Below are 23636 nucleotides of genomic sequence, written 5' to 3' on the forward strand. Positions count from 1 at the left end.
GAACCCCCTCTCATTGACCTTCACCGCCCAGTAGCATGGCCACAGTGGGGCGCCGTAAGAATCGAATTTTGGATCTCGCCGCGACGACGCAGCTCTCCGGGTGCTGGGCGCATCCGGTATGAACGTGCGCATCGCCGTTGTAGATGTCCCATCGCCACATGATCGTCAGCTCTGTGGCGAAAACCCGGAAGCCATCTTCTTCCAGGACCAGCGTCGGTTCGCCGACAGTCTCGGGCAAACCGGGCAGATCGGGTATTGCCGGCGCTTCTTTCATATCTCCCCCTCGCCCAGTCACTTCCACCTCGATCGGGTGAAAGCGACCGCGCTCTCGGATTAGAGTACTTTACGTTACGATCTTGTGGCCACCCCGCGTCCGCGGCCACGCAGGTTTCCGTCCGCCGCGATCCATCGTCCGGAGGCCCTCGGGAAGTCGTGGTCCTCCGAGGACGGCTCGATTATGCCGATTCCGCGCAAGTCGGGTCGATCATCCGATGTATGCGGGACACCTTGTCGGCGGGAAAGTCTCCCGATCTTGCATGCTCGCGGATGGAGGCCTCATCGGGAGCGATATAGATGCAGTAGAGCTTGTCGTCGGTGACGTAGCTTTTGACCCATTGGATTTGTGGCCCCATGGAGCGGAGGATTCCACAGGATTTCTGCGACACCGACGCGAGGTCCCGCTCCGTCAGCTTCCCTGCCCCCGGAATCGAACGTTCGATGATGTATTTCGGCATTCCCTGCTCCTTTCAGTCTTGATGGCTATTTTGACCAGTCCTCCCCGTTGTCGGGGAGGATCCGGCTCAGAACGTCCGGCCGCTTACTGCACGGAAATCATCGTTACACCCCGTGCCTCGCGCAACTCGTCGAGGGAGGTAGTCAGATACGTGGGCGCCCTCAGCTTCATGAGCTTCGCCACCAACTCCTTCTCTGCCGGCGCGAAGAAGTTGATGGGCATCATCGGCGGTTTGCACGCCTTGCGGAAGGCGACACAAAGCCGCTCCATCTCGTAGTGACAGTCGATGTCCGCAGCCTTTTTCAGCCACTCCGCTGCGACTTCCTTTGCGCAGCGGCCGTCGATCGTCTTGGTGAGGAGGTCTTCGTCCGAGGCCGTGGCCTCGGCATGAAGCTGGCTGACCCGCATCTCGATGCGCGACTCGATCCAATTGTATTCCTTCTTGAGATCGTACGTCGTGCGATCCGGCCCCGTATGCTCCGCGCGGAAGCGGGCGAGCATGTCGGTGCCTTCGCGCGCTGTCCTGATCGCAGTGATCTTCTCGATCCACTCGTCGCGCACCGGTGTGTTGTACCAAACCTGTTTCGACATGTCGTCTATCCTCCTCAGTAAACGCTTTCGACCTTGGTTTCGAGACCAAGGAGCTCGTTGGTGATGATGAACTGATTGCCGAGGGTCATCGCCCGCCCAACGGTGGTGCTGACGTTGACCAGCAAATCGTACACCGTATACTTCTTGCCCAGCAGTTCGGTGGCTTCGTCACAATCGATGACGATCTTTCCGTTGGCCTTGATCCACCAGTATCCACCGCGGTCCTCGACGGCGATGGTCGGGTTGTCCTCCATCTGCGGCTTGATCATCTCGTCGACGACCGCGTCGATCTCTTCGGTCTTCATCAGGGCCAGAACCACGGCTTCGCTCGTGGGTAGAGCACTGTTCTCTTCGCTCAAAAAGTCATCGATGAAGTCCTGGCCTTCTTTACCATTGGTGCCAGCGTGGTATGCATTTACGTTTGACATTCGGTCTGCCCCTGAATTAGTAGCCACTCAGCACATCGTCGATGAACGCCGCGCGGTTGAACTTGAAGTTGATCGGTTCAGCGAACCGCGCCGCCCAGTCGTCCACCACGCGTTCGACACTGGCGCGCACGCCCTCCCGGCAAGTCACCCCATCGATCTTTACCGGAACCTCCTTGTAGATTGCCAGGAAGGCCTTCAATGCGCGGCCCACTTGCGGGAGATAGCGCCCTGTCCATGCCCGCAGGTAGCGCCTGTTGTGTTGGGCGTATACCGGCTCGTCTTCGATCAGAAATTTGAAGCACAGTGCCGTTACGCCGTCGCGGGCTTGCAGGTGATACGTCAGCGCCTGGTTCTGAATGAAGGGCGTCAGCGTGTCTCCATGGATGCCGCCGAGCCGCTGGAAGAATTCGCGCCGGACAAATTGCCCGAAAATATGGTCGTAGACGGCGTGGATCGCCCAAAGCTGCTCGACCCAGTCGTAGGTCTCGGCCCAGATGTGCTCGACGAACTCGCGGGCGGGTTTCCATGACTTGTCCTCAGTCCATGCCTGCTTGGCTTCGGCCAGGTCGGCGTCGAAGCCAGGGAACACCTTGCTCAACAGCACGCGCTGCATCTGGATCATCTGACCGGCGTCGTTCTTGTCGAACGCGGCCTCGGCAATCCAGGTTTTGATCAGATCAGAAAGGCCACCGTAAACTGTTGTTGAATGGGCGCTGAACAGACCGTACTCGTTATAGACGAACGCGCCGTAGTGCCGGGCCAGGATGTGCTCCCGCCACGCGGCGTTCATCATTTCCGCGTCGCCGCCCTCGGCCCAACTCTTCATCGCGCGTTCGGCTGTCTGCCCTTCCTCGTTCTTCTGCTTCACGTAGGGCATGAACCAGCGCTTCGACGGGTCGCGGAAATGGAACCAGTTGCTGGAGAGGGCCGCGGTCGACTCGACGCCGTAGTTCGGCCTGCCACCCGGCCACTTCTGTACGACTTCACCCACCTCCTGGCTGCCCGGGACGGCGTCCAGTGAATTCTGCGCATGCAACATCACCGCTTCATACTCGGTGAGTCGGCGCCAGCCGCGTTTGGCGAAAGGAATATGGTCACGCTTGGTTTCCAGCGGCGCCTTGGGTACGACCTCCTGAATGCAGGCTTGGCGCTCCGGGTCTACCATCCCGCGCGTAAAGATGTTTGTTGACATATTTATCTACTCCATATAGTGCTGTTCGTTCGTTGGCACGTCCGCCCGCTCGTAGGCGGGCGGCAAGTCTTCCCCGCCGGCGCATCTCTCGCCTGGCGGCGTGCGCCGGCCCAACCCTCACTGGGCGACGGGTTGCCAGTTGAGGATCTTCATCGGGTCGGGGATCGTCAGGTTGATCCGCTTCAGATCGTCAAGCGTCCACATGTCGGTGTCGCGAAGATGCGGCTGCGCGATCAGCGTTTTGCCATCGCTGCGCACGCCGCCTGCCGCCTTGACGAGATCGGAGAGTTCCCAGCCTTCGAACTGCTCGAAGAAGTTCTGGAACTCGTAGCGCTCGGGCTCGAGCAGCCACTGGCGCTCGCCATACGGCTCGGCGAAGGCGTAGCGCTTGCCGTTGTATTCAGTGAACCGCGGCTTGATAGAGCTTTTGGCGAGGCTGGGGCAGAACGGCAAACCCGAGGCATGGTCGACGAAAATGCCGTGACCACGCTCCATCAGCCAGAGCGCACCACAGAAGCCGCTCTTCGGATCCTCGAAGCCGGCAGCGCGCCACTCCTCGTAGATCTTGCCGTAATGGTTGTACCAACCGGGGTAATTAGCCTCGAACCACTCCATCGCCAGGCTATCCGGGAGTTCCATGCGGATGCCGGTCAGCGGCCACAGGGCAAGGGCCAGCAGCGCGAGATCGTGGTGTGCCCAAACGGCGTCTTTCTTGGCGTCGGGCAGGCACTTTGGCGTTTTGACGCCGAACTGCTGCAGTCGGCCCAGCCAGATGCCAGCCCAGTCTTCGTACACCCACCGGTTCCAGGACTTGGCCCACGGCTCGACCTTGTACTTGGAACCATATTCGAGCGCCACCCCGACGAAGGGGGTCAGGAACTTGTGCTGCGTCCAGAATGCGTTATCGAGGTCCGTTTGCAGGTACTTCATCGTCTCCGGATTGTTCATGATCGACACGATGGTCTGATAGCCGTTGGCCATATGGCGCAGTTCATCGGTTTCGATCGACAGGAACACGGTCGGCGTGATTTCATCGCCGTTCGCGGCCGCCCATTCGGTAAGCGAAACGATGAGCGGATTGGTGAAGCAGGCTTCGCCGACCAATTGGAGGTTGATGGAGGACTCGACGGCATCGCCCGCGAGAAAGCCCTCCCCGAAGGCGCGCTTGACACCGGGGTACAGGGGGTTGATCGCCCGAAGCTGGCGCATGTTGGTGTGGCCGGCGGGGTCGTAGTAGTGCTTGCCGTAGTAGTAATTCACGTACGCGGTCTGGTTCACATGGCGGATTTCGTCGATCACCTGAGCGAGGTAACCGTTGCGCTGCTCCGGTGACTGGGCCGTGTCCCACAGCAGAGCAGAACCGGCGATTGCGCCGTATTCGCCGGTCTCGAGGAAGTTGGAGACCAGCTTCATCACCTCGCCCCATTTCGGATGCACCTTGTTGCCCGCATCCAGACGGTCGAGACCATCGAGCAGGGTGCCGTACTGGCGCTCTTCCTTGATCGACTCCATGCGCGCGTACTCCTTGGCAGTCAGCTTGAACTGCTCGCGCGTATTGACGTCCATCTCATACTTGGTCGGATACTTCGCGGTCTTGCCCTTGAAATCCCAAGTGAAATCCTGAAGCCATTTGTGGACTTCCTGAGGATCCACGGAACTCGGGACCGGATTGGCCTTCAAGGCCTGTTTGACTGCCATATTTGCTGACATCACTTCCTCCTTTGTGTGTTCTGCTGTCGGTAGCGGCTTCGAATGCTCCATCGGACCGATTCCGCTCTAACGCTTTCAGCAAGTGTCGTGCCAGCATGGACGGTCGCAGCAAAAGGCCGCAACCGGTGGGCCCCTGGGGAAGACGCGCCGCAAGGTGCGGGGCTCTTGGCCGCTCCAGGCGTGTGTTACACGTTAAAGAAGGGTACATCTGTAACGCAACGGTACACCCGCGGCGCCGCGGGAGCGAACGCGAATGTCGAGCGGTCCGACGAATCCGGTTGGGTGTGGCAAGGATGCAGCCCGAGGCACGCACGCTCGGGCTGTTTCCAATCTTCCGCGCTGTCCGCCGAGGTCCGGGGGCGGTCGCGTAACAGCGCGCTACCGCGACAGGAGCATGAGCAGCCGCAGCACCTACTATCTGTGGGGGTGAAGGCGACCGGTGTCACTGACCGCCACAATAGAGCCACCGATGATCGGCATATAGAAGCCACTCGAACCGGGCTCTGACGGACGTCGTTGGGGGGTCAAGAATCGATGTTTTTCGGGGTGCTGGCAAGGGCGTTTTTCGCCCGATTCGGACCCTGTCGGGGCGCACGGTAAGAGGCCCCGTCGAGCGTGAGGCAATAGGCGTTGTGACGCAGCCGGTCGACGGTGGCCGAGGCCAGCAGCCGGTTGCCGGGGAAGGCCTGGTCCCACTCGGTGAAGTCGAGGTTGCTGGTGACGATGGTGGCGGTGCGCTCGTAGCGCTCGGCGATGAGGTCGTGCAGATCCTCGTCGGCGGGGGCGCGAAGGGGTTTGAGGCCGAAGTCGTCGATGATGAGCACCGGCACGCGCGCCAGTTGCTGCAGCTTTCGCTCATAGGTGCCGACCGCGCGGGCGGCGTTCAGGCTGGCGAGCAGTTGCGCGCAGGAGGCGAAGATGACGTCGTGCCCCTGACGCACGGCGCAGTGGCCGAGCGCTTGCGCCAGATGGCTTTTCCCGGTGCCGCAAGGACCGACGATCAGCACCGGGGCGCGCTCGTCGATGTAGCGCCCGGTCGCGAGGTCATGGACCAGGGCGCGGTTGGTCGAGGGCAGGCGGTCGAACTCGAAGCCTTCGAGCGTCTTGCTGGCGCGGAAGGCCGCGCGGCGCAGCCGGGTGCCGAATTTCTTCTGCTCGCGGCGGGCGATCTCGTCCTGGATCAGCAGGGCGAGGAATTCCGTGTAGGCGAGCTTGGCGTCGATGGCCTGGCGGTTGCGGGCGTCGAGCGAATCGAGGATGCCGGAGAGGCGCAACTGCTTGAGCTGCGGTGCCAGTTCGGTGGCAGGGTTCATGGTGAGGCTCCTTGGGTGAAGTGGGCGCGCGCTGCGCCCGGGTCAGTGAAACGTGGGGCCGTCGTCTTCGAACAGCGACGCGGTGGCGCGCGCGAAGCGGGCACGGCCGGCATAGGGCTCGGGGGTGATCGTGCTCACCGGCGCGAGGTCGTGACCGCCGGCGAGGATGGTCTTGACGGTGCGGTAGTGCGGGCTGTCGTGGGCGATGGCCCGCTCGCACGCGGCCTCGAGGCGTGCCGCGCCGTACGGGTCCTTGAGCGCGAGAACGCCCTGGGCGGCGCGCAGGCGCTCGCTGATGCGGTCCGAGAGCAGTTGCCCGATCAGCTGCGCGCAGGCGTCTCCGATCTCGCGGGCCTGCTGCAGACACCAGCTGCGGTCGTGCGCGAAGAAGCGCTGGGCGGCCGGCGGCAGATGGTCGGAGACGGTGCGCCGCTCGCCGGGACGCCGCGCGCGGGCATGCGTGGCGACGGGCTTGAAGTCGTGATAGACCGTGACCACGGCGTCGGTGGCCCGCAGCCACAGCGCCTTGCCCACCAGCGCGAACGGCACCGAGTACAGCGCACGCTCGAAGCTGACGTGGCAGTCGCGATGCACCGTCACCGAATGCCAGGTGCCCAGATCCGGCGGCACCTCGGGGAGCGGCAGTAAGGTGCTGCGCTCGACCGCAAAGGTGTCGAGCGGGCGCACGCGGGTGGTGCCGTGGATGCGCAGCCCGGCCTCCTTCAACACCCACTCGCGCGCCTGCGCGTTGAGATCGGCCAGATCGCGGAAACTGCGCGTGGGCAGGAAGTTGCCCTTCACGTATTTGACACCGGCCTCGACGATGCCCTTCTTCTGCGGGTCGTGCGGCGGGCAGGCGTCGATCCGGAAGCCGTAGCCCTCGGCGCACTCGGCGTAGGCGCGCTGCACCTGCGGGTCGTGCATGCACGCGCGGGTGATCGCGCACTTGGCGTTATCGATGATGAGCCGGGCGGGCACGGCGCCGAACCACTCGAAGGCGCGACGGTGGCAGCCGAGCCAGGTGCGCACGCTCTGGTCCCAGACGAACTCCACGTACTGGTGACGCGAAAAGCACAACGTCATCACGAACGCCCACGTGCGGCGGATCTCGCCCGTGGCGGGGTCGACCAGATGGGGACCCGCGCCGAAGTCCACCTGCGCGGCCTCGCCCGGCGCGAAGGTGAGCCGCACCGTGGCCTCAGGCGGCTGCTCGCGGCCGATCTGCGCGATCAGCCGGCGCACGCTGGAGTAGTGCCCGCTGAACCCGTGCTCGCGCTTGAGCGTGGTGTGGATCACCACGCCGGAGACGCCCTGCCCGAGCCACTGCTCGACCAGCGGCCGGTACGCGGCTATCGAGGACTGGGCCGTCACCGGCAACTTCGGCGGCCCGAGCGCGGCGGCGATCTCGGCGTCCTCGGGCAAGGGCCGCTCGGGATCGAGCCAACCCTGGCCGCGAGCCAGCTCGCGGAATCGGGCCGCCTTGCTGCGCCCCATCAGTTTCGAGCGCGCGATCTCGCGCTCGGAATCGCCCTGGCGCATGCGCATCAGGGCCTGGCGGTACTCGTACATCTCGATGCTCCTGCGGGCCACCGCCTACCTCCTGCCGAACAAAAAGGCAGCAGGGTAGCGATGGACCGGTCAAGGTCGAGACGTCCGTCAGAGGGGAAGTGGCTCCATTACGCCGATCCGGCGCTGGCCTCTATGTGCCGATCCGCGACTGGCTCCAATGTGCCGGTCGGTGACAACCGGTTGGTGAAAGTTGCCTCAGCTTGCGGTAGATCGTGGTCCGGCTGACCCCCAACTGCCGTGCGGCGACCGATATATTTCCCTCGTTTTGCTCGATCGCCTGCTCGATGGCATCCAACGCGAGATCTTGCAACTTTTTGGCAGGACCGCTTCCCGACGCCGGCTGTCGCGCGCGATGCGCCGCCGTCGAACCGTCTTCCTCGATCGGTCGGAGGCCCGAATCGACCTCCATGACGAAGTCTTCGGGGAGGTGATGGGGCTCAATGACATGGCCGTCGTCGAGCATGGCAAGCGCTGCATCGAGAACGTTATGTAGTTGGCGTAGGTTGCCGGGCCACGCATGCCGCTTGAAGAGCGTCATCACTTCTGGGCTCACGCTGTAGTGCGGCTCGCCCCCGCAACACTGAAAGAGGATATGGTTAACCAGGGCGGCAAGGTCGCTACGTTGACGCAGGGGTGGCAGCGAGATCGCCAGCCCGTTCAGGCGGTAGTAGAGGTCTTCGCGGAACTGGCCCTGCGCTATCAGGCTGCGCAAATTGCGGTGCGTCGCGCATACCAGCGCAATGTCGACCGGCATAGGTTCGCGACCGCCGAGGGGCATCACTGCCCGGTCCTGTAGAACCCGCAGCAGTCTGGTCTGCAGCCCCGGCGCCATGTCTCCGATCTCGTCGAGGAACAACGTGCCGCCGTGGGCCTGGGCGACCTTGCCGATGTTGCCTTTGCGCCGTCCGCCAGTGAAGGCCCCTTCTTCGTATCCGAAAAGCTCGGACTCGATCAAACCCTCGGGTATGGCGGCGCAATTGACGGCAACGAACGGCCCCTTGCTTCTCGGGCTCTCGGCATGCAGATGCTTGGCGAACACTTCCTTGCCGGCACCCGTCTCGCCCTGGATGAGGATGCTGAGGTTGCGGCCGATCGCGCGGCGGGCGCGGTCAATCGCGAGGCGGACTGCTGCGTCGCCCGTGTCCAGCGAATCCAGAGGCCGCGGTGCCGGCCGAGGAGGGCGGGCGTGGGCGGCCGGACGTGGCGGAACACGCAGGCCCGGTTCCACTCGGGCGTAGACCTGAACGCCGCCGTAGAGCGAGACGCGGACGAGACCGAAGGCGGACTGCCGCACGTGGTCGAGAAAGGCCCCGAAATTCAAGTCGAAGACGGAATCGAAACGGTGATCGGCGACGGCCTCCAGGTTGAGCCCTGCGATCTTGAGCCCAGCACGGTTCATCGAGACGATGGTTCCCTCGCGCGACAGCACGGCTATCCCTTCGCGCATCGTTCCGACGAAGTCGGGGCGCACATGAAAGTGCAGCAGAATGCAATCGGCAAAGGTCTGGCGGAACAACTGATTCTCGATGAATTGCACCGCCATCTGAACAAAGGGAATCGGAACCGGGCCCATGTCCCCCGCATATCCGCTGATATCCAGAATTCCGGTGAACTCGCCGAACGGATCGTAGATCGGCGCCGCGGTGCAGGTGAAAATCGTATTCGACTCGAGGTAGTGCTCTGCGCCGTGGATCGCTACGGGCCTCCTCTCCGCGAGCGCGGTTCCCATGGCATTGGTGCCTCGGGCGTGTTCGTCCCAGCAGACGCCCACCCGCACGGCCCGGCGGCGGGCGTCTTCAAGGAGGGTGTCGTTTCCCTGGTTCAGCAGCACGACGCCCCGTTCGTCGTTCAGGATGATCATCCTGGGGGCGTCGTTCATCTGCTCCATCAACGCGTCGACGACCGGCTCGGCAGCAAGGATCAGCGCCCGCTTGGCCTCAACCGTTTCGTCAAGCGCCGTTCGCGGGATCGGGTCGAACTCCTGGCGGGCATTGGGAACGACACCTTCAGCACGACACCGGGTCCACGAGCGCAAAACGACATCAGCCACTTTCCCCGGCTGACACTCGTTGCCGTCCCAGACCGCTCTGCGCATCGACGCGACTGTCTCCAGCCGCGCGAACTCTTGCATCTTGGACATACCGTCTCCTCATTCACCTCTGTCGGGCGAATTGCTTATCTTCGCGAGTCTCTCCTCGCTGTCGAGAGCTTTAGCAAAACCATAATAGCACGTGGGAAATTTTGGTGGTATCTGCCCGCTCAAGGTCACCTCAAGGTCCGCGCAAGCCCCTCGGGCAGGTGCGTGAAGCCGCGGATCAGACCGATTCTCGACAAATTGTTACTGAATACGAAAATAGAACGTCGCTCCGCACTCAGGTTCTCCGGATCTCGTACCTGATTGAGGACGATGCTTGGCGTTCATGCCGTCGCCGGCGGCGTACACGTTCGTCTACCGGGCGTTGCCGTCGGCGGCGGTCGATGGCGATATCATAATCCAGTTGCAGTGCGCCGGCACGACGCCCTGGTGCACGGTCTGCCACGCAGCGTGTCTGTGGGGTGAGCCATCAAAGTGTGGTAGCGCACGTTCATTACCGGATGTATTAGCGTTTTCGCGAGAACCGGAAACGACAGACATTGCCGCCCTTGGCGATGCACTCCTGATGGTCGACCTTGCTGTCCGTAAACGTGGACAGCAGGGCCAGGTCGAACTCGCAGATATCCGGGTCGTCCATGGCGAGCTTGTGGAAAACGCAGTTGTTGGCCTCAATCACCGGCTCTTTGCCTTCGGCATCGACGCTGCCGATCTCGTAACCCAGCGCCTCCATGAGTTCGGCGAGCTTGGCCACGCGCTGCCGCCGGCCTTCGAGCCCGCCATGCTGACGGAGCAACAAGCGGGCAATGCCCGATCCCATGGCCGCGAGGCGTTCCCGCGTCGCCTCGGCGCCGGCTTCCTGCTTCATGGACTCGACCACCAACTGGGCGAACCAGGAATACTGACGGGGAAAAAGCTCCTTGCCCGCCGCAGTGAGCACGTAGAGTTGCTCCGGCCGCCCGCCGGAAGGACGGGACTCGCCGTGGGCGACCAGCCCCTCGTTCTCCAGGGCGGCAAGATGCTGGCGAACCGCGTTGCTGGAGATGCCCAGCCGCGCCGAGAGCTCGACCACCGTCAAACCGCCCTTGCTCCTCAGGAGGAGCTTCAGCAACTCCCGCTGGCGCGTTCCCAATATGGCAAGCATGTCACGCTCTCCGACTGTCCTGGACTCGCCTCCTGACGCGCTCCGCATCGACACGGTCGGTGGCTCTGGGGCTTTATACATAAAACCATTGAGAAAGGATTTTATCTACTTTACTCTAGTGCGGCCAGTTCTCCGTTTTGTTCGACCCCATTCCCGAGGAAGGACCGAGATGAATGCCCCTGACAGAGCAACTCTGATGCCGGACGTCCAGTCGCAACTGGATGGCCGTGACCTACCCATACATGCGGTCGGGGTCAAGGGCCTCAGATACCCTGCCACCATCCGGTCGGGCGCCGAGCGGCTGGCGACCGTTGCCACCCTGTCGCTCACCGTCGGTTTGGCGGCGCACGTCAAGGGAACCCTCATGTCCCGCTTCGTCGAACTGATGGAGGAGCAGACCGGCCCGCTGGATCAGGCGGCGTTCAAAGCCCTGGCCCTCGCAATGTTGGACAGGCTGGAGGCGAGGAGGGGCACGATCGAGATGCGCTTTCCCTATTTCGTGAGCAAGACGGCGCCGGTGTCGGGTGTGCGGAGCCTCCTCGACTACGAGGTCTGCTGGCAGGGCTCGGTATCCGATGCCGGGGAGTATTCCTTTTCCTTGCGCGTCCTGGTGCCGGCGACGAGCCTGTGCCCCTGCTCCAAGGGAATCTCCGACTACGGCGCCCACAACCAGCGCTCCCATATCGGCATCGAGGTGAGGCTGGCTGGCGACATGCTGATCGAGGAATTGATCGCCGTCGCCGAAGAGAGCGCCTCCTGCGAGGTGTACGGGCTTCTCAAGCGGCCGGACGAGAAATTCGTTACCGAGCGGGCCTATGACAATCCGAAATTCGTCGAGGATCTGGTCCGGGATGTGGCCCTGGCGCTCAACCGGGATCGGCGCTTGGCGGACTATGTGGTAGAAGCGGAAAACTTCGAATCGATCCACAACCATTCGTCCTTTGCACGCATTGTCAAACCTGTGCAGGCAGGAGGATGAACGTGAGTACGCACGAAATCCGACTCTGAGGCGCTAAAGACATCGCCGAAGGGAACATGGCCGGGTCCGCGGCGCTCAGTTACGTCTGCGGGCTGGTGCGGTGCGAGTTGGGCGGGAGGCCCTCGGCTACTCGCTGCTTCGCCCCGTCCTCTTGGCACGCCGTCCTGGCGACTCAGGCAGTGCGCGAGCGCAGATCCCTAACGCCGCGGCCGAGCTTGCGCCTGAGCAGTGCACGCAGCGTGACGCCGTCCGAGTAACCGACCTGCGAAGCGATCTGCTCCACGCTGGCGTTGCTCGTCTGCAGGAGATGCACCGCCCGCTCGACGCGGAGATCTTGAAAGTAGGAAAGAGGCGATTTGCCGAGCACTGCCTGCAGGCGACGCGCCAAGGTGCGTTCGCTGGTGCCCACGCTGAGAGCAGCCCGACTCAGCGAAAATCCCTCGGCCAAGTTGCGGCGCGCCCAGTGCTCGAAGCGTTCCGCCAGCGCGTCGTCGTGCGCAAGATGGTCGGGAATGATAAAGGCCGCCTGTGACGCCCTGGGTTCGACAAGCAGATATCGTGCGATGAGCGCTGCGAGCGCCGGGCTATGCCTACGAATCAGGCTGAGAGCCAGGTCGACGTGCGCCAGCGCGGCGCCGGCGGTGACGAAAGCGCCCGATGTTGCGAGCATGCGCGTCTCGTCCAGGCGAACGCCCGGATAGCGCTGGCGGAAGAGCATGTGGACGACATAGAGCGCACCCGCCCGCGACTGCGTCGCTTTTTTTGGCATGGTCTTTGCTGCCTGCTGAACGTCGGCCGCCAAGTGCTCCGCAATTCGATTAACTGGGGGGCTGATGTGACTCAGGGGTGTATCGAGCTACACAAGTGATGCAGCCTGTAACAGGTGGTACTTGCGAATGTTACAACCCGGCTGAGCGGGTGTTACGTTGCGTAGTGGGTCGAGCCCTGGCGGTCTGCGGAGTTAGAGATTCGACGACCGCGCGGATCCCGGTGTGCTCGCATTTAAGGGAAAGGAGATAGGAGCGAAAATGACAGAAAACCAGAAGAAGGCGATGATGGGCTGCCGTGCCGAAAGGTCATCCGGCTCGGCGACGAGCGGCGCAGGGAGGCTTGCCACGGTCATTGCCCTGACGTGCGCTACGGGGGTAGCCCATGCCCTGAATACCGGCACGGACATGAACATGTCCTACAAACCGGCTTCGGGGGGCATGGCGGGTGCCGCCTACACGAAGCCGCAAGAGCCCTCGGCGGCGGTGTTCGGCAACCCTGCCACGATGACGCAGCTCCGCGGAACCCATTTCGGCATCGGCGCCGCTTTTCTCATTCCCGAAGTGGATGTCCATCAGAGGGGGGCAGCCGGGTCGCGCACGTCGAGCAGCGATGCCCGAAACTATGTCGTTCCCGACACCGCGGTCACCCATGAAATCGGTGGGGGCTGGTTCCTCGGTGGTGGGATTGAGCTGGATGCCGGGATTGGCGTGGATTTCAGGGACGATCCCATTACCGTGCCGAGCGTCAGTACCGATCCGAGCGTGACCGGGCTGCCCTTGCTGGTCGAACTCATTTCGTTCAACGCCAATGTCGCGGCCGCCAAGCAATTGACGCCGCAGACCGCGGTCGGGGCCGCGCTTACGATTGGCTTCGGTTTGGCCCAGCTCGGCACCTCTGGCCCTTCCGGGTCGTTTGGAGGGCTGCTCGGACCAGCCGGTTGCGATCCCGCGACGGCAGGCTCGTGCGGGTTCGGCGGTAACACTTCCAGTGTACACGACGTCGGATTCGGCGCGTCGATCGGCCTGACTCACCGTCTCACGTCGGCGCTGACCTTGAGCGCGGCGCTGAAGAGCCCGGTGAAGTACAAGTTCAAGAACATCCTGTACCAGAACGCGGTTGGTACCCCGGGATACCAGGACCTCACCGTCGAGCAGCCGTTGGAGGCGATCGTCGGGATGGCCTACGACGTCACCCCGAGCTGGATGGTCGAGGCGGACGTCGTATGGAAGAACTGGAGCAGCGCCGAGACCTATGAAGACGTCTATGACGACCAGTTCCTCGTCCTCCTCGGGACGCAATACCGGACCGGGCCCTGGAGTCTGCGCCTCGGATACAGCTACGCGCAGGATATCCTGCGGGATACCCCCAACAATACACTCGGCAACCTGCGCGGACTCGGCCCGATTCCGCTCGGGGCCGCGGCGGGGTCCCTTGGTACGGATGTCGTCAAGCTGGTTCAGATGAGCCTTGTCCCAGTGATCTGGCAGCACACGATTGCGGCCGGCGTCGGGTTTGACCTCAGTTCCAACGTCCGCCTCGATGTATTCGGCGCCTACGGCTTCAAGAACGAAGATAAGCGAACGACCTCCATTGGCGCGGCGCTTGCCGGCCCGGTCGGGCCGGAAACGTACGAGGCCGAGGTGAGTGCGTGGGCGGTCGGAGCGGGCGTGAACTTCAGCTTTTAATCGAGGAGGTGAATTCGAGTCAGGTAGACGAATTTGTAGCGATTGAACGGCGAATCAAACGACAAAGTTTCTCTTGGCCTCGTATACGCGTGTTTTGCAAGGATATTCCGGCGCTTGTGAAGTAGGTCCAGGACCGGCGTTTGGGGGAGGATGCACTACAGACAGTCGTCTTTCCTTTTTTTTCTTTAACCAGCAAAGGGAAACATCATGAGTGGAGCGAAGCTGATTGTGATCTATCCGATGCCGACGGATGTTGCGGCGTTCGAAGAGGTGTATCGCGACGAACACGTGCCGATGGCGATGGAAAAGCTCAAGGGAGCAACCAAGATCGTAGCCTCGAGAGTAGTCGGGGCGCCTGACGGAAACCCGGCCTTTCACAGAATTGCGGAGGTGCATTTCCCTTCTATGGTCGCGTTGGGCGAGTGTGCGGCCTCCGAAGGGGGGCAGCAGACCGTCGACCACGCGAGGCGGATCTCGTCCGGTGGCGCTCCCATCTTCCTGGTCGCTGAGGAAGCAACGGTCGTCCTTTGAGAGGGGCGCGGGGGGCCGCTGTGCTGTGTGCGTGCCGTTCCCATGTGGCTACCGGTACGCACTCGTGGCATCGGGTTGGGGCCCCACGTTATTGCTTAGAGGAGGCAGCGTTCGGCCTGGAAGGCGCCCCGCCGTAGAGATGGACCTGGAATTTTTCACATTCCGGGTGCATGAGGAGGACGAAAAGATGCCGAAGCTGGCTGGGTTGGATATCACCCCATTTATGCAGGCGCAGGCGGTACTGCGCGAGAGCGAGGCGCACTTCCGCAGCATCGCCGATACGGCGCCGGCAATCCTTTGGGAGACCGGACCGGACGGTGCAGGCACCTTCGTCAGCCGCGGCTGGTACGAATACACCGGCCAAACGGAAGCCGCTGCGCTGGGCCACGGGTGGCTCGACGTGCTCCACCCCGAGGATCGGGACGAGGTTACCGCTTCATTCGGGGCAGCCATCGATCAGCAAAGCCCCTTTGCCCGCGAATATCGACTCCGGCGTGCCGACGGCGTTTATCGCTGGGTTCTCGATCAAGGGCGCCCCCCCCCCTTCTCCCCCAGCGGCTCATTTCTTGGCTATGTCGGCTCGGTCGTCGATATCACGGAGCACAGGCAGGCTGAAGACGCGCTGCAGGCGGCCAAGGCCGAAGCCGAGCGGGCCAACGAAGCGAAATCCCGCTTTCTGCCGGCGGCCAGCCACGACCTGCGCCAGCCCTTGTCGGCGCTGAGCGTCTACGCCAAGGTGCTGGAAGGGCATGTGGATTCGGCCGGCGCACCCTTCCTCGCCAAGCTCAAGGCGTGCCTGGGCTGCCTGGGCGCACTGCTCTCGGAACTCCTCGACCTCAGCAAGCTGCAGGCGGGCGCTATCAAGCCCAACTGCGGCAATTTCCCCGTTGCCGACGTGCTGGCGCGGCTGCTTTCCGTTCACGAGCCGGAGACTGGGCTCAAGAGCCTGCGCCTTCACTGCTGGCCGTCCACGCTGTGGGGCCGGACCGACGCCGTGCTGTTTGAGTGCATTGTCGGCAATGTCATCGAGAACGCGGTCCGCTATACCGACGACGGCGGCGTCCTGGTCGGATGCCGCAGGCGCGGGGGTAAGGCGTGGGTGGAGGTGTGGGATACCGGGATCTGCATCCCCCCGGACAAGACGGCGGAGATCTTCGAGGAATTTCGCCAGCTCGACGGCGCGCGCACCTGCGGCAGCGGGCTGGGGCTGGCCCCCGTGGCCAAGACGGCGGAGTTGCTCGGGCTCGAGGTCAGAGTGCGCTCGCGACCCGGTCGCGGCTCGGCGTTCGCCATCGAGCTCCCGCTCGGCTGCTCCTCGCCCGGCATCCTGCCGGAGTTCGACATCGTGCCCGGCCGCGCCCTGCGCATTGCCTTGGCCGAAGACAACGCCAGCGTGCGCGAGGCGCTGACTGAAGCGTTGCAGTCGATCGGTCGCCGCGTGTGGGCCGCCGACAGCGGCCCGGCGCTATGCGCTGTCCTGGGTGAGGCGGCACCCGATATCGTGATCTCGGACTACCGGCTCGCCCACGGCGAGACGGGAGTGGATGTCATCAGGGCGACCCGAGATGCCGTCGGCCGGGACGTACCGGCGATCCTGATGACCGGCGATACGGACCCTGACCTGCCGAGCAACATCGCGCTGCACCGCGCCGTCGTTCTCCACAAGCCTTTGGATCTTGAGACCCTGCATGCCTACATCGAAGATTTGAGCAATAGCGATGACAACCCCGCGTAGCGGCGGAACCTTCCCGAAAACATCGTCCAACGGAATTAAGCGAGAGAGGATGACGCGTCTGACGTGCGAATCTGCCCCAGAGCGATCCCGGGTCGGGTCGCGAAGAGGATTAGCGATGCGTGAAGCACGGCGCTCGCTTGTCGACGAAGGCCGCCATGCCTTCCTTCTGATCGTCCAGCGCGAACGTCGCATGGAAGGTGCGCCGCTCGAACAGCAACCCTTCGTTGAGCCCGCTCTCGTAGGCGCGATTGACGCACTCCTTGATCATCACCACCACCGGCAGCGAATACGAGGCGATCTTCTCGGCCGCGGCGGGCGAGCAGCTTATCGGCCGGCACCACGCGCGCGACCAGTCCAGCGGCCTCGGCCTCGCGGGCGTCCATGCGTCGGCCAGTGAGGCACAGATCCATCGCCTTCGCCTTGCCCACCGCGCGCTGCAGGCGCTGCGTGCCGCCGGCCCCTGGCAGGATGCCAAGGCCCACTTCCGGCTGGGCGAACACCGCATTGTCAGCGGCGATGATGAAATCGCACATCATCCCCAGTGCATATTCCGGCGAAGGCGTAGCCCCCCACGGCCGCCCGCTCGAAGTGCGGCGCGGGATTGCCTCAGAAGGCGGCGAGGCAGCTGCGGGCGGCGCGCAATGCGCTGGCGGCCTGGGCGCCCTCGACCGCCACGCCCGCCTCGGCCACCGGCCGCCTCCAGCGTAAGCGCGCCGGCGGGTTCCGCGACCCGCGAGGCGCCTTCGTCGGCCGGGGCCGGGGCGCGCACGTCCGCGGCCGCTGCAGGCGGCGCGGACTGTGCAGGGACGGGCTGGATTGAAATGGCCGCCAGCCCGAGCGGCAAGAAAAGCCTTCGCATCGAATTCTCCACGAACGAGGGGGAACGAATTCGGCGAGACGGGACTGCCCGGGCTTCAGGCTGGGTTGCAGGTCAGGCAGATAGGATGATGAAGGGCCCGTCCCGCCGCATCAGGCGGCAACGAACCACTTGGGCCGCTCGGGTTGGTCCGGCGTGGTGGAGGCGGGGTGGGGGTGGTCTGCGGCGTGCAACTCGCCGCCCCAAGCATCGCCGACGATCGGCGCGGCGTCGCTCGGCAAGCCATGAAGCCCACCTGATGGCTGTGAAGATCGTGCGCAGGTGTTGAAGTGCCCGGCTTCGCCGGGGCGGCGGACTTGCCGGCCCAGACCTCATGCTTGTCGTCGTGGTGGCCGAAGTGCTGCGCTTGTCCGCGTTCGTGCGCGCAATAGTCGGCCACCATCGCCCAGGAGACCTGGAGCGGTAGCAGAGAGCAGGACAAGGGCAAGCCAGCGGCGCATGGGCCGGGAGTATCGCAGCTCAACGCCTTCCGGACGTCGTCATCGCCCACCCTACTTGTAAGGTGCTGATGTGGTATCGCCTTGTCGGCGATACCACGTCAGCACTCCGAAGCCCCTGCAGGAAAGGCGGGCATCGGCTGATCGGTCCACCATACCCAGGCATCCAGTTCCCCAGATGCGATCGCCTTCTCCTCTGCCGCCCGCTCCTTGGGGTCCATAAAAGCGCTGGCTACGTGTAAGGGAACGGGTCGTGCTCCAGTATCCAGCAGCAAGGCATTCGGAAAGGCTGCCCCGCTCCGGGCGTCGTAGCGCAGCGGCTTAACGAAGCGGCGGTGCTGGGCCACCAGGGCATCGATCAGCGGCAATTCATGCACCCCCTCGATCGGAATCCAGTGCTCGCTCGCCAGCATCAGGCTCGCCGCGTCGATCTCATAGGTGTATTCGCTGCGGGCGCGGATGAGTGCCGCCAGGATCAGGCGGACCGGGTGGCCTGTGTCGGCGTCACGAGCCTCGAACAGCGGGGCGAACACGCGCTCGATGCGCTCCCAGCTCTTGCCGGCGATCAGCAGCGGCGCATCCGGCATGTGCCGGATCCAGACCCGGCGCCCCTGGCTCGTCGCCTCGCTCGCCTTGAACTCGCCGATCACGATGGCCAGGGGTGTTTGTCCATCCTTGGGGCGCAGCACGGCCAGTTTCTCGCGTCGGCGCTGGGCGGCCTCGGCCCTGGCGTTCTCCTTGAAGGGGTCGGGCACGTACAGGCGTTCGGCCAGCGGCACGCCTTTGACCATGATCTCCTCGGCCGCCTCCAGCAGGTACTTGCGCAGCACGCCCTGGTTGCGTTTGCCCGCCATCGCCGGGCTCCATCGGTTGAAGCCGGCGCGCTCGAAAAGGAAGTGCATCAGCGCCCGCAAGGTCATGCGCCGCCCCGGCACGCCGACCTCCGACACGTCTTGCGGTTCGCCGCGCGGCACGCCGCGCCCGATCACGCGCGTCCAGGGGAAATCCACGCGCAGCTCGACGCGGCCCGGTTCCGATTCTAGCACAGCCTCCCCGACCAGCTCGCCGAGCCCCGATTGCTGGAGCTCAGGCTCGTAGGAGGGACACCCCGGATGGTGGGTGCTGCCGCTATCCGGCATGCGCTTGACCACGAACTGGCGGTGCAATGCGACGTACATCTCCACGCCACCGGGCACGCATAGGCAGCGCGGCCGCTCGGGCGTGTCGTAGACCTGGGAGAGCGCGTCCTGCAGTTGCGGATCGTCGGCGGCGATGACCCGTCCCTTGATGGTAAAGCGCTGGTTTTCCATTGCCGGCTCAGACCAGCTCGTCGAGCAGTTCCGCCAGCGTCGGCTTGGGCCGCGGCAGCAGCTCCCGCACTGCACTGCGCTCGCCGATCCCCAGGATCGTGCCCACCTGATCCTCGTCGGCCCCGCGCTCATACATCCGGGAAATCACGGTGAGACGCGCCGACTGGGCGCTCAGACCCTTGAGCTCGGCGTAGCGGAACAACTTGCGGTAGATCTCGAGCAGTGCCCGGCAGACGTAGCGGTTCTGCCCCGGTGCACCATTGTTGGGCGCGATCTTGTAGGGCTCGCCGCCCGGGGAAAGGAACAGCCGGCTTTCGGGATCGAGGCCGCGGTAGCAGTCGGGCTCGCCCAACCCATGGCCGCTGTGGAGCCGTTCGCGGAAGTAAGCGGTCAGTGCGTCGTCGAGTCGAGTGCTGCCGAAGTAAAGCGGCCTCGGTTTGCCGTTGATGGCGACTTCCGCGCGCAGCTCGGATTCCCAGCACACACTGCCGTCGACGAGCAGATAGTCTCGTACTTCGAGCCGGGCGATCTCGAGGGGGCGCAAGCCGGTAGCGAACAGCATGTAGTACAGGGCCAGGTCGTGCCAGGTACGGTTGGTTCGGCCCTTGATGCGCACGGCCCCCTGGGTCACTTCCGCCGCCGACAGTACCCGTGCCGGACGGGCGCCGACCGGTGGCTGGGGCTCGAACCCTTCCAGCGCGACCAGGATGGCCTCCCGATGCAAGCGCAGTCGCCGCACGAAGGCGGCCCCTTCTTCCTTGAGGCCGTCGACGCCCACGACCTGGGTGAGCTGGACTGCGACAGACTTGATGCGTCGCTCGACCGCCGTGCGTGAGACACCGAAGCGCGCGGCCACCGCCTCGTAGGTTTCACCGCCGACGACGGCGCGGAGCATCTCGACCGATTGCAACGCGTTCTCGTGGTGTTTGCTGACCTCCTGATTGTCTTGCATGACTTGCCTCTCCCATCACTGCTCGACCGTCATAGCCCGAATGTTCGGGCGCCGGCACCGCCTTTCGCCAGCCGAAATCGCTGGGAAGGGCGCGGGATTTCGTCATCAGGCCGACGGCGGTCCCTTCGCTGAAGCACCGGCCGGCTGGACCTGGAAAAGCAGGCACCCCGCGTGCGGCGGGCCGGTGCCGGCGCGGTCAATCCGCGAACGGGACCGTCGATCCATGCCGAGCCGCTCTCCGCAGTTGGCCGTGCCCGTCAGTTGGACTGGCCTTGCTGCGCGATCCAGCGGCGGATGTCTTCCACGCGCCAGACGGTCACCCGTTCCGAGAGCTTCACGGGCGCGGGGAAGGTGCGCGCCTGGATGCGCCGCCAGAGGGTCGATTTGGAGATGGGAACGAAGGCCAGGACTTGCGGCTGCCGCAGGAAGCCGGTTTCGGGCAGCGTCCGGGTCAGAACCGGAGCGGCAGGCGTCGCCGGAGGAGCAACGGGAGTCGCTGCCATCGCGTCGACGCGGGTACGGATGTTTGGCATGATCGGACCTCGTCACGGCGGGCGCCGGTAAGGGGTATGACCTGCTCGGTTGCGGCCCCGCTAGGTCAGAATGGCGCGGGCCGATAGGGAACGCGGAACTCGACGGCATGCCACGGGCGCCCCGGTCGCGCGGCATGGAAGAATGAGCCGGAAAGGGAATCCCGGCGCCGGACGGCCAAGAGCGTCCGGGTCGGGAAAGATCAGGCGAGCCGCATCTATGCCGCGCAGCACGCGCGACAGCGGATCGTCGGACAAGAGGCAGGTAACGACTGCGACGCCGCCACGAGAGCGGTGCGGGCTCCCACGGCGTCAGGTCAGCCTGAGGTGGAGCCTGTCGGTAGGATATTGAGGTCCGTGGGCCGACGCAAGGCGCCCCCGGACGCGCCAGCCGAAAGGGACGGCACACGCCAACGATTGGAGATGGCAGCGGAGCCGAGGCCATTCCGGCGCGCCGTGATCAGGGCTGCGGCCCAGACATCGGATCGCGGACAAAGCCGATCCGACTCAAGCCCGCCGTGGCGGATAGGGCCATGATTCCCTCCTGCTCTCGTCGGGCGTTTTGAAGTCCGATTGGAAGTCGCACCGCGGGGATCGCGCCGAGAGGGCTTCGCGCGCGAAACTTGGCCTGGCGGCCCGTTTCCCCCTCCGCGGGAGGGACAATTTACTATCTCGAGCGGCTACCCAGGTATTCACAGCAGTTCCGCACGACCGACATGACGAATGCCCGGTCGTCAGCCCCGAGTTCGGAAATCCATGCGCCAAAGGTCGCCGCTTCGCTGACCTCTTCGGGCACTTCCGTCGATAACAGGTCGCCAGCCGAACATTGGAGCGCCCCCGCAAGCCGGTCCAGCGTCGGCAAAGACGGCAGATGGGCGCCGCGCTCGATACGCGAGATGGTCTCGGCGTCGACGCCGACCCGCTCTGCAACCATCTCCTGTGTCCATCCCAGTTGTTTGCGCCGCTCGGAGAGGTTGCCCCCAAGTCGCTTCGCCAGACGGGCGGACTCTTTCTTCTTCACCGCCATCATGTTGTCCTTTCACTCAACAAGAATGACGGTCACTGGACTATCGAAACAGGGGTTATTATGTGGTTTTGCTTATCATCATTCTTGTTGATCCGCGAGCTAGGAAGTGACAAATCGGCCCGGATTGGGCTGCGGTAACCGAAGCTCAGTCGCCCACAGAAGACGAGATGCTCTTCGGGGCTTCCGGCTGCGCATCGGCGATCGCATCGAGCGTTGCCTCGCGCTCCGCGCCCGGCTCGTCCGTGCCATCCGCGACGTCTACGGTCACGGTTTCTGGTCGGCTTCCCTCGCTACGCCCCTCGCCGCTGCGCGCGTCCAGGGCGTTCATCCGTCGCCTCAGCCCCATCGCGAAGTTGCGCGCGCCATTGGCCACGTCGCGCACCTGGCGCTTGAGACTGGCGCGCTGGATATCCACCGCCTGGGTGGTGATCACCTCGTGGATCTCCAGCGTCTGCAGCAAGGGCATCAGTTGGTCGAGCTTGCCCAGCACCTCCAGGAAGCGTCGACCGATCGACGACAGCACATGGACGTCCACATCCAGCGGCACGGTGTCGTAGGTCGCAGAACTGGTGATGCCGTGCGCCTTGAATAGCGCCTCGGCGCCGTCGATGGCCTGGTTGAGGTTCGTGGTCACCGCATCCATCTGGGCGCGGATGGTGTCCTCGACCTTGGAGACGTCCGCGTGGTCGAGGCGCGTGCGGGCAATCACCGAGATGAAGTGGGTGTTGAGCTGCAGCGTGTTGAAGAGCCGCGCGAAAAAGCGCTTGCCCTCGGCGCTGGTGAAGCGGGTCGGGATCTTCAGGCTGGCCGCCTCGACGCGCCGGAAGTCGGCCTTGGCCTCTTTCGCGAGGATGCGGGCATTGACGCCACCCTGGTCCACCTTGACGATCTGGATCTCCGACATGCCGTGCTCCTCCAAGTACAGCGTTCGGGCAATCATCCACGCCGGTATCTGCATTCGCCACCGGGAATGGCCGTCGCCTGAGGGGGCTTTCGGCATCGGCCCCCTTTCGGGCGGCATTTCGGTATTGACCCGGCCCTCCGGCGCCACTACCTTTACGTCATGCAGCAGCTGGCCCTGCATTCAAACAAGGCAAGCCCTGGAGTTTCCCGTCTTTCGCGTAGGCCACCGGTCTTGTCCGGTGCCGCGTGCGCCGATCTTGTCGGCACCGCTTGCGGTGCCAGTCGCGTCCATGCCATCGAGGCGAGCTTTCGAGGCAGGGGCGAGGCGTCGTTCCCTGCGTTTCCCGGACGCCCTTCCCCCGAAAGCCTTCCTCGATCGGTAGCTGGCACACCGATCCCGGCGGCTCATCCCGTCCGTTCCCGCCAGCCCTGGAGTCTTTCCCCGTAGCACCGACCCGGCCCCTTCTGGGCCGGCCGTTCATCACCCCCTGGGGGCTTACGCCTCCAGCCGTGGTGCGCGTTGCCTCCTGCTCTTCCTTGGAGACAACGATGCTGAACCCGAACCGATCCGCGTTCTCTTCCCGAGCCGCTCGCCCCGCACCCGTGGGACCTGTGTTACCCCCCTACACGGCGGCGTCGAGCCACCGTCCTGCTGCGATCCCTGATCGCGCAGCCCTGGACAGCCTGCTCGAGGACGAGGATGCACCCGTCGAGTGGAGCGAAGAGGACATCGTCTTCCTCCACTGGCGCCTGCTGCAGGAGGTCAGCCAACTGGCCGATCCCGCGACACCGCTGGAAGAGAAGTTCGACACCCTGCGCTGGGTCTTCTCCGAGCGCGAGAAGGACGGCCTGCCGTTCTCGTTCGTGAGTTGCCTGCGCGTCGTTGGCTGCAGCCCGCTGTCGCCGATCGCCTATTGCGGTCGGGTCGATGCGGAGGAAGTGCGCGACCGCATCCGCCATGGGCTGAAGGCCTGGCTCGAAGCCACCCTGGCGCGCTATCCCGCCTGGGTGCGCGATGCCGTCGTACGCAATCCCGAATGGGTCGAGGCGCGGCTGGCCAGGAATCCCCAGTGGATCAACGAGCAGGTCAAGCGGATGTCCGTGCAGGGCGACCTGTTCGCCTGACC

21 protein-coding genes and 1 pseudogene are annotated in these 23636 nt (G+C 64.2%); 5 read left to right on the forward strand and 17 right to left on the reverse strand.

The window, feature by feature from the left end:
• Positions 1-10 precede the first annotated feature (10 nt).
• The 10 genes from TBU01S_RS04265 to TBU01S_RS04310 form a co-directional block, all read right to left on the reverse strand.
• A complete protein-coding gene (locus tag TBU01S_RS04265) occupies positions 11-274 on the reverse strand; it encodes a hypothetical protein (protein WP_068635398.1) in 264 nt (87 codons plus the stop codon).
• A 181-nt stretch (positions 275-455) separates the two neighbouring features.
• Positions 456-734 (reverse strand): DUF4242 domain-containing protein, encoded by a 279-nt coding sequence (locus tag TBU01S_RS04270; protein ID WP_068635399.1) that lies wholly within the window; start codon positions 732-734, stop codon positions 456-458.
• 83 nt (positions 735-817) lie between these two features.
• Positions 818-1324, reverse strand: a complete 507-nt coding sequence (locus TBU01S_RS04275) for a hypothetical protein (protein ID WP_068635400.1) — start codon at positions 1322-1324, stop codon at positions 818-820.
• 14 nt (positions 1325-1338) lie between these two features.
• Positions 1339-1752 carry an MmoB/DmpM family protein gene (locus tag TBU01S_RS04280; RefSeq protein WP_068635401.1) on the reverse strand — a complete coding sequence of 138 codons (414 nt, stop codon included), beginning with the start codon at positions 1750-1752 and terminating at the stop codon, positions 1339-1341.
• A 16-nt stretch (positions 1753-1768) separates the two neighbouring features.
• Positions 1769-2944 carry an aromatic/alkene monooxygenase hydroxylase subunit beta gene (locus TBU01S_RS04285; RefSeq protein WP_068635402.1) on the reverse strand — a complete coding sequence of 392 codons (1176 nt, stop codon included), beginning with the start codon at positions 2942-2944 and terminating at the stop codon, positions 1769-1771.
• 117 nt (positions 2945-3061) lie between these two features.
• Entirely contained in the window at positions 3062-4705 is a 1644-nt protein-coding gene (locus TBU01S_RS04290) for an aromatic/alkene/methane monooxygenase hydroxylase/oxygenase subunit alpha (protein ID WP_217999562.1), read from the reverse strand.
• 473 nt (positions 4706-5178) lie between these two features.
• The gene (istB, locus tag TBU01S_RS04295) at positions 5179-5967 is read right to left on the reverse strand and encodes an IS21-like element helper ATPase IstB (RefSeq protein ID WP_068635404.1); all 789 of its coding nucleotides are present in this window, start codon (positions 5965-5967) and stop codon (positions 5179-5181) included.
• Between the two features lie 42 nt (positions 5968-6009).
• The gene (gene istA / locus TBU01S_RS04300) at positions 6010-7536 is read right to left on the reverse strand and encodes an IS21 family transposase (protein ID WP_068635405.1); all 1527 of its coding nucleotides are present in this window, start codon (positions 7534-7536) and stop codon (positions 6010-6012) included.
• A gap of 130 nt (positions 7537-7666) precedes the next feature.
• Positions 7667-9676, reverse strand: a complete 2010-nt coding sequence (locus TBU01S_RS04305) for a sigma-54-dependent Fis family transcriptional regulator (RefSeq protein ID WP_068635406.1) — start codon at positions 9674-9676, stop codon at positions 7667-7669.
• Between the two features lie 460 nt (positions 9677-10136).
• A complete protein-coding gene (locus TBU01S_RS04310; protein ID WP_068635407.1) occupies positions 10137-10772 on the reverse strand; it encodes a helix-turn-helix transcriptional regulator in 636 nt (211 codons plus the stop codon).
• Between the two features lie 169 nt (positions 10773-10941).
• On the opposite strand from TBU01S_RS04310, the gene folE2 reads away from it, so the two are divergent.
• Positions 10942-11751, forward strand: a complete 810-nt coding sequence (gene folE2 / locus TBU01S_RS04315) for a GTP cyclohydrolase FolE2 (protein WP_068635408.1) — start codon at positions 10942-10944, stop codon at positions 11749-11751.
• Between the two features lie 172 nt (positions 11752-11923).
• On the opposite strand, the gene TBU01S_RS04320 is transcribed toward folE2, so the two are convergent.
• Entirely contained in the window at positions 11924-12553 is a 630-nt protein-coding gene (locus TBU01S_RS04320; protein WP_217999563.1) for a helix-turn-helix domain-containing protein, read from the reverse strand.
• 226 nt (positions 12554-12779) lie between these two features.
• Between TBU01S_RS04320 and TBU01S_RS04325 the strand changes: the two genes are divergently transcribed.
• The 3 genes from TBU01S_RS04325 (at position 12780) to TBU01S_RS04335 (ending at position 16473) form a co-directional block, all read left to right on the forward strand.
• Complete coding sequence (locus TBU01S_RS04325) at positions 12780-14207, forward strand: OmpP1/FadL family transporter (RefSeq protein ID WP_068635409.1); 1428 nt, start codon at positions 12780-12782, stop codon at positions 14205-14207.
• 207 nt (positions 14208-14414) lie between these two features.
• Complete coding sequence (locus TBU01S_RS04330) at positions 14415-14738, forward strand: EthD family reductase (protein WP_068635410.1); 324 nt, start codon at positions 14415-14417, stop codon at positions 14736-14738.
• 139 nt (positions 14739-14877) lie between these two features.
• Entirely contained in the window at positions 14878-16473 is a 1596-nt protein-coding gene (locus TBU01S_RS04335; RefSeq protein WP_068635411.1) for a hybrid sensor histidine kinase/response regulator, read from the forward strand.
• A gap of 109 nt (positions 16474-16582) precedes the next feature.
• On the opposite strand, the pseudogene TBU01S_RS04340 reads toward TBU01S_RS04335, so the two are convergent.
• From TBU01S_RS04340 to TBU01S_RS04365, 6 genes and pseudogenes are all read right to left on the reverse strand, one after another.
• Positions 16583-17052: pseudogene (locus TBU01S_RS04340) on the reverse strand (enoyl-CoA hydratase-related protein); the annotation flags it as partial.
• A gap of 836 nt (positions 17053-17888) precedes the next feature.
• Positions 17889-19097, reverse strand: coding sequence for a DUF1173 family protein (locus TBU01S_RS04345; protein WP_068635412.1), 1209 nt, complete (start codon positions 19095-19097; stop codon positions 17889-17891).
• 7 nt (positions 19098-19104) lie between these two features.
• The gene (locus TBU01S_RS04350) at positions 19105-20049 is read right to left on the reverse strand and encodes a site-specific integrase (protein ID WP_068635413.1); all 945 of its coding nucleotides are present in this window, start codon (positions 20047-20049) and stop codon (positions 19105-19107) included.
• Positions 20050-20306: 257 nt separating this feature from the next.
• Positions 20307-20582 (reverse strand): helix-turn-helix transcriptional regulator, encoded by a 276-nt coding sequence (locus tag TBU01S_RS04355; protein ID WP_217999564.1) that lies wholly within the window; start codon positions 20580-20582, stop codon positions 20307-20309.
• 664 nt (positions 20583-21246) lie between these two features.
• Entirely contained in the window at positions 21247-21606 is a 360-nt protein-coding gene (locus TBU01S_RS04360) for a helix-turn-helix domain-containing protein (protein WP_083953467.1), read from the reverse strand.
• Between the two features lie 145 nt (positions 21607-21751).
• On the reverse strand, positions 21752-22510 hold the full coding sequence (locus TBU01S_RS04365) for an AcaB family transcriptional regulator (RefSeq protein ID WP_068635415.1): 759 nt from the start codon (positions 22508-22510) through the stop codon (positions 21752-21754).
• A 611-nt stretch (positions 22511-23121) separates the two neighbouring features.
• Here TBU01S_RS04365 and TBU01S_RS04370 point away from each other — a divergent pair.
• Positions 23122-23634 (forward strand): hypothetical protein, encoded by a 513-nt coding sequence (locus tag TBU01S_RS04370; RefSeq protein ID WP_245650848.1) that lies wholly within the window; start codon positions 23122-23124, stop codon positions 23632-23634.
• Positions 23635-23636 lie beyond the last annotated feature (2 nt).

This window comes from Thauera butanivorans NBRC 103042, from assembly GCF_001591165.1.
Taxonomy (GTDB): Bacteria; Pseudomonadota; Gammaproteobacteria; order Burkholderiales; family Rhodocyclaceae; genus Thauera; species Thauera butanivorans.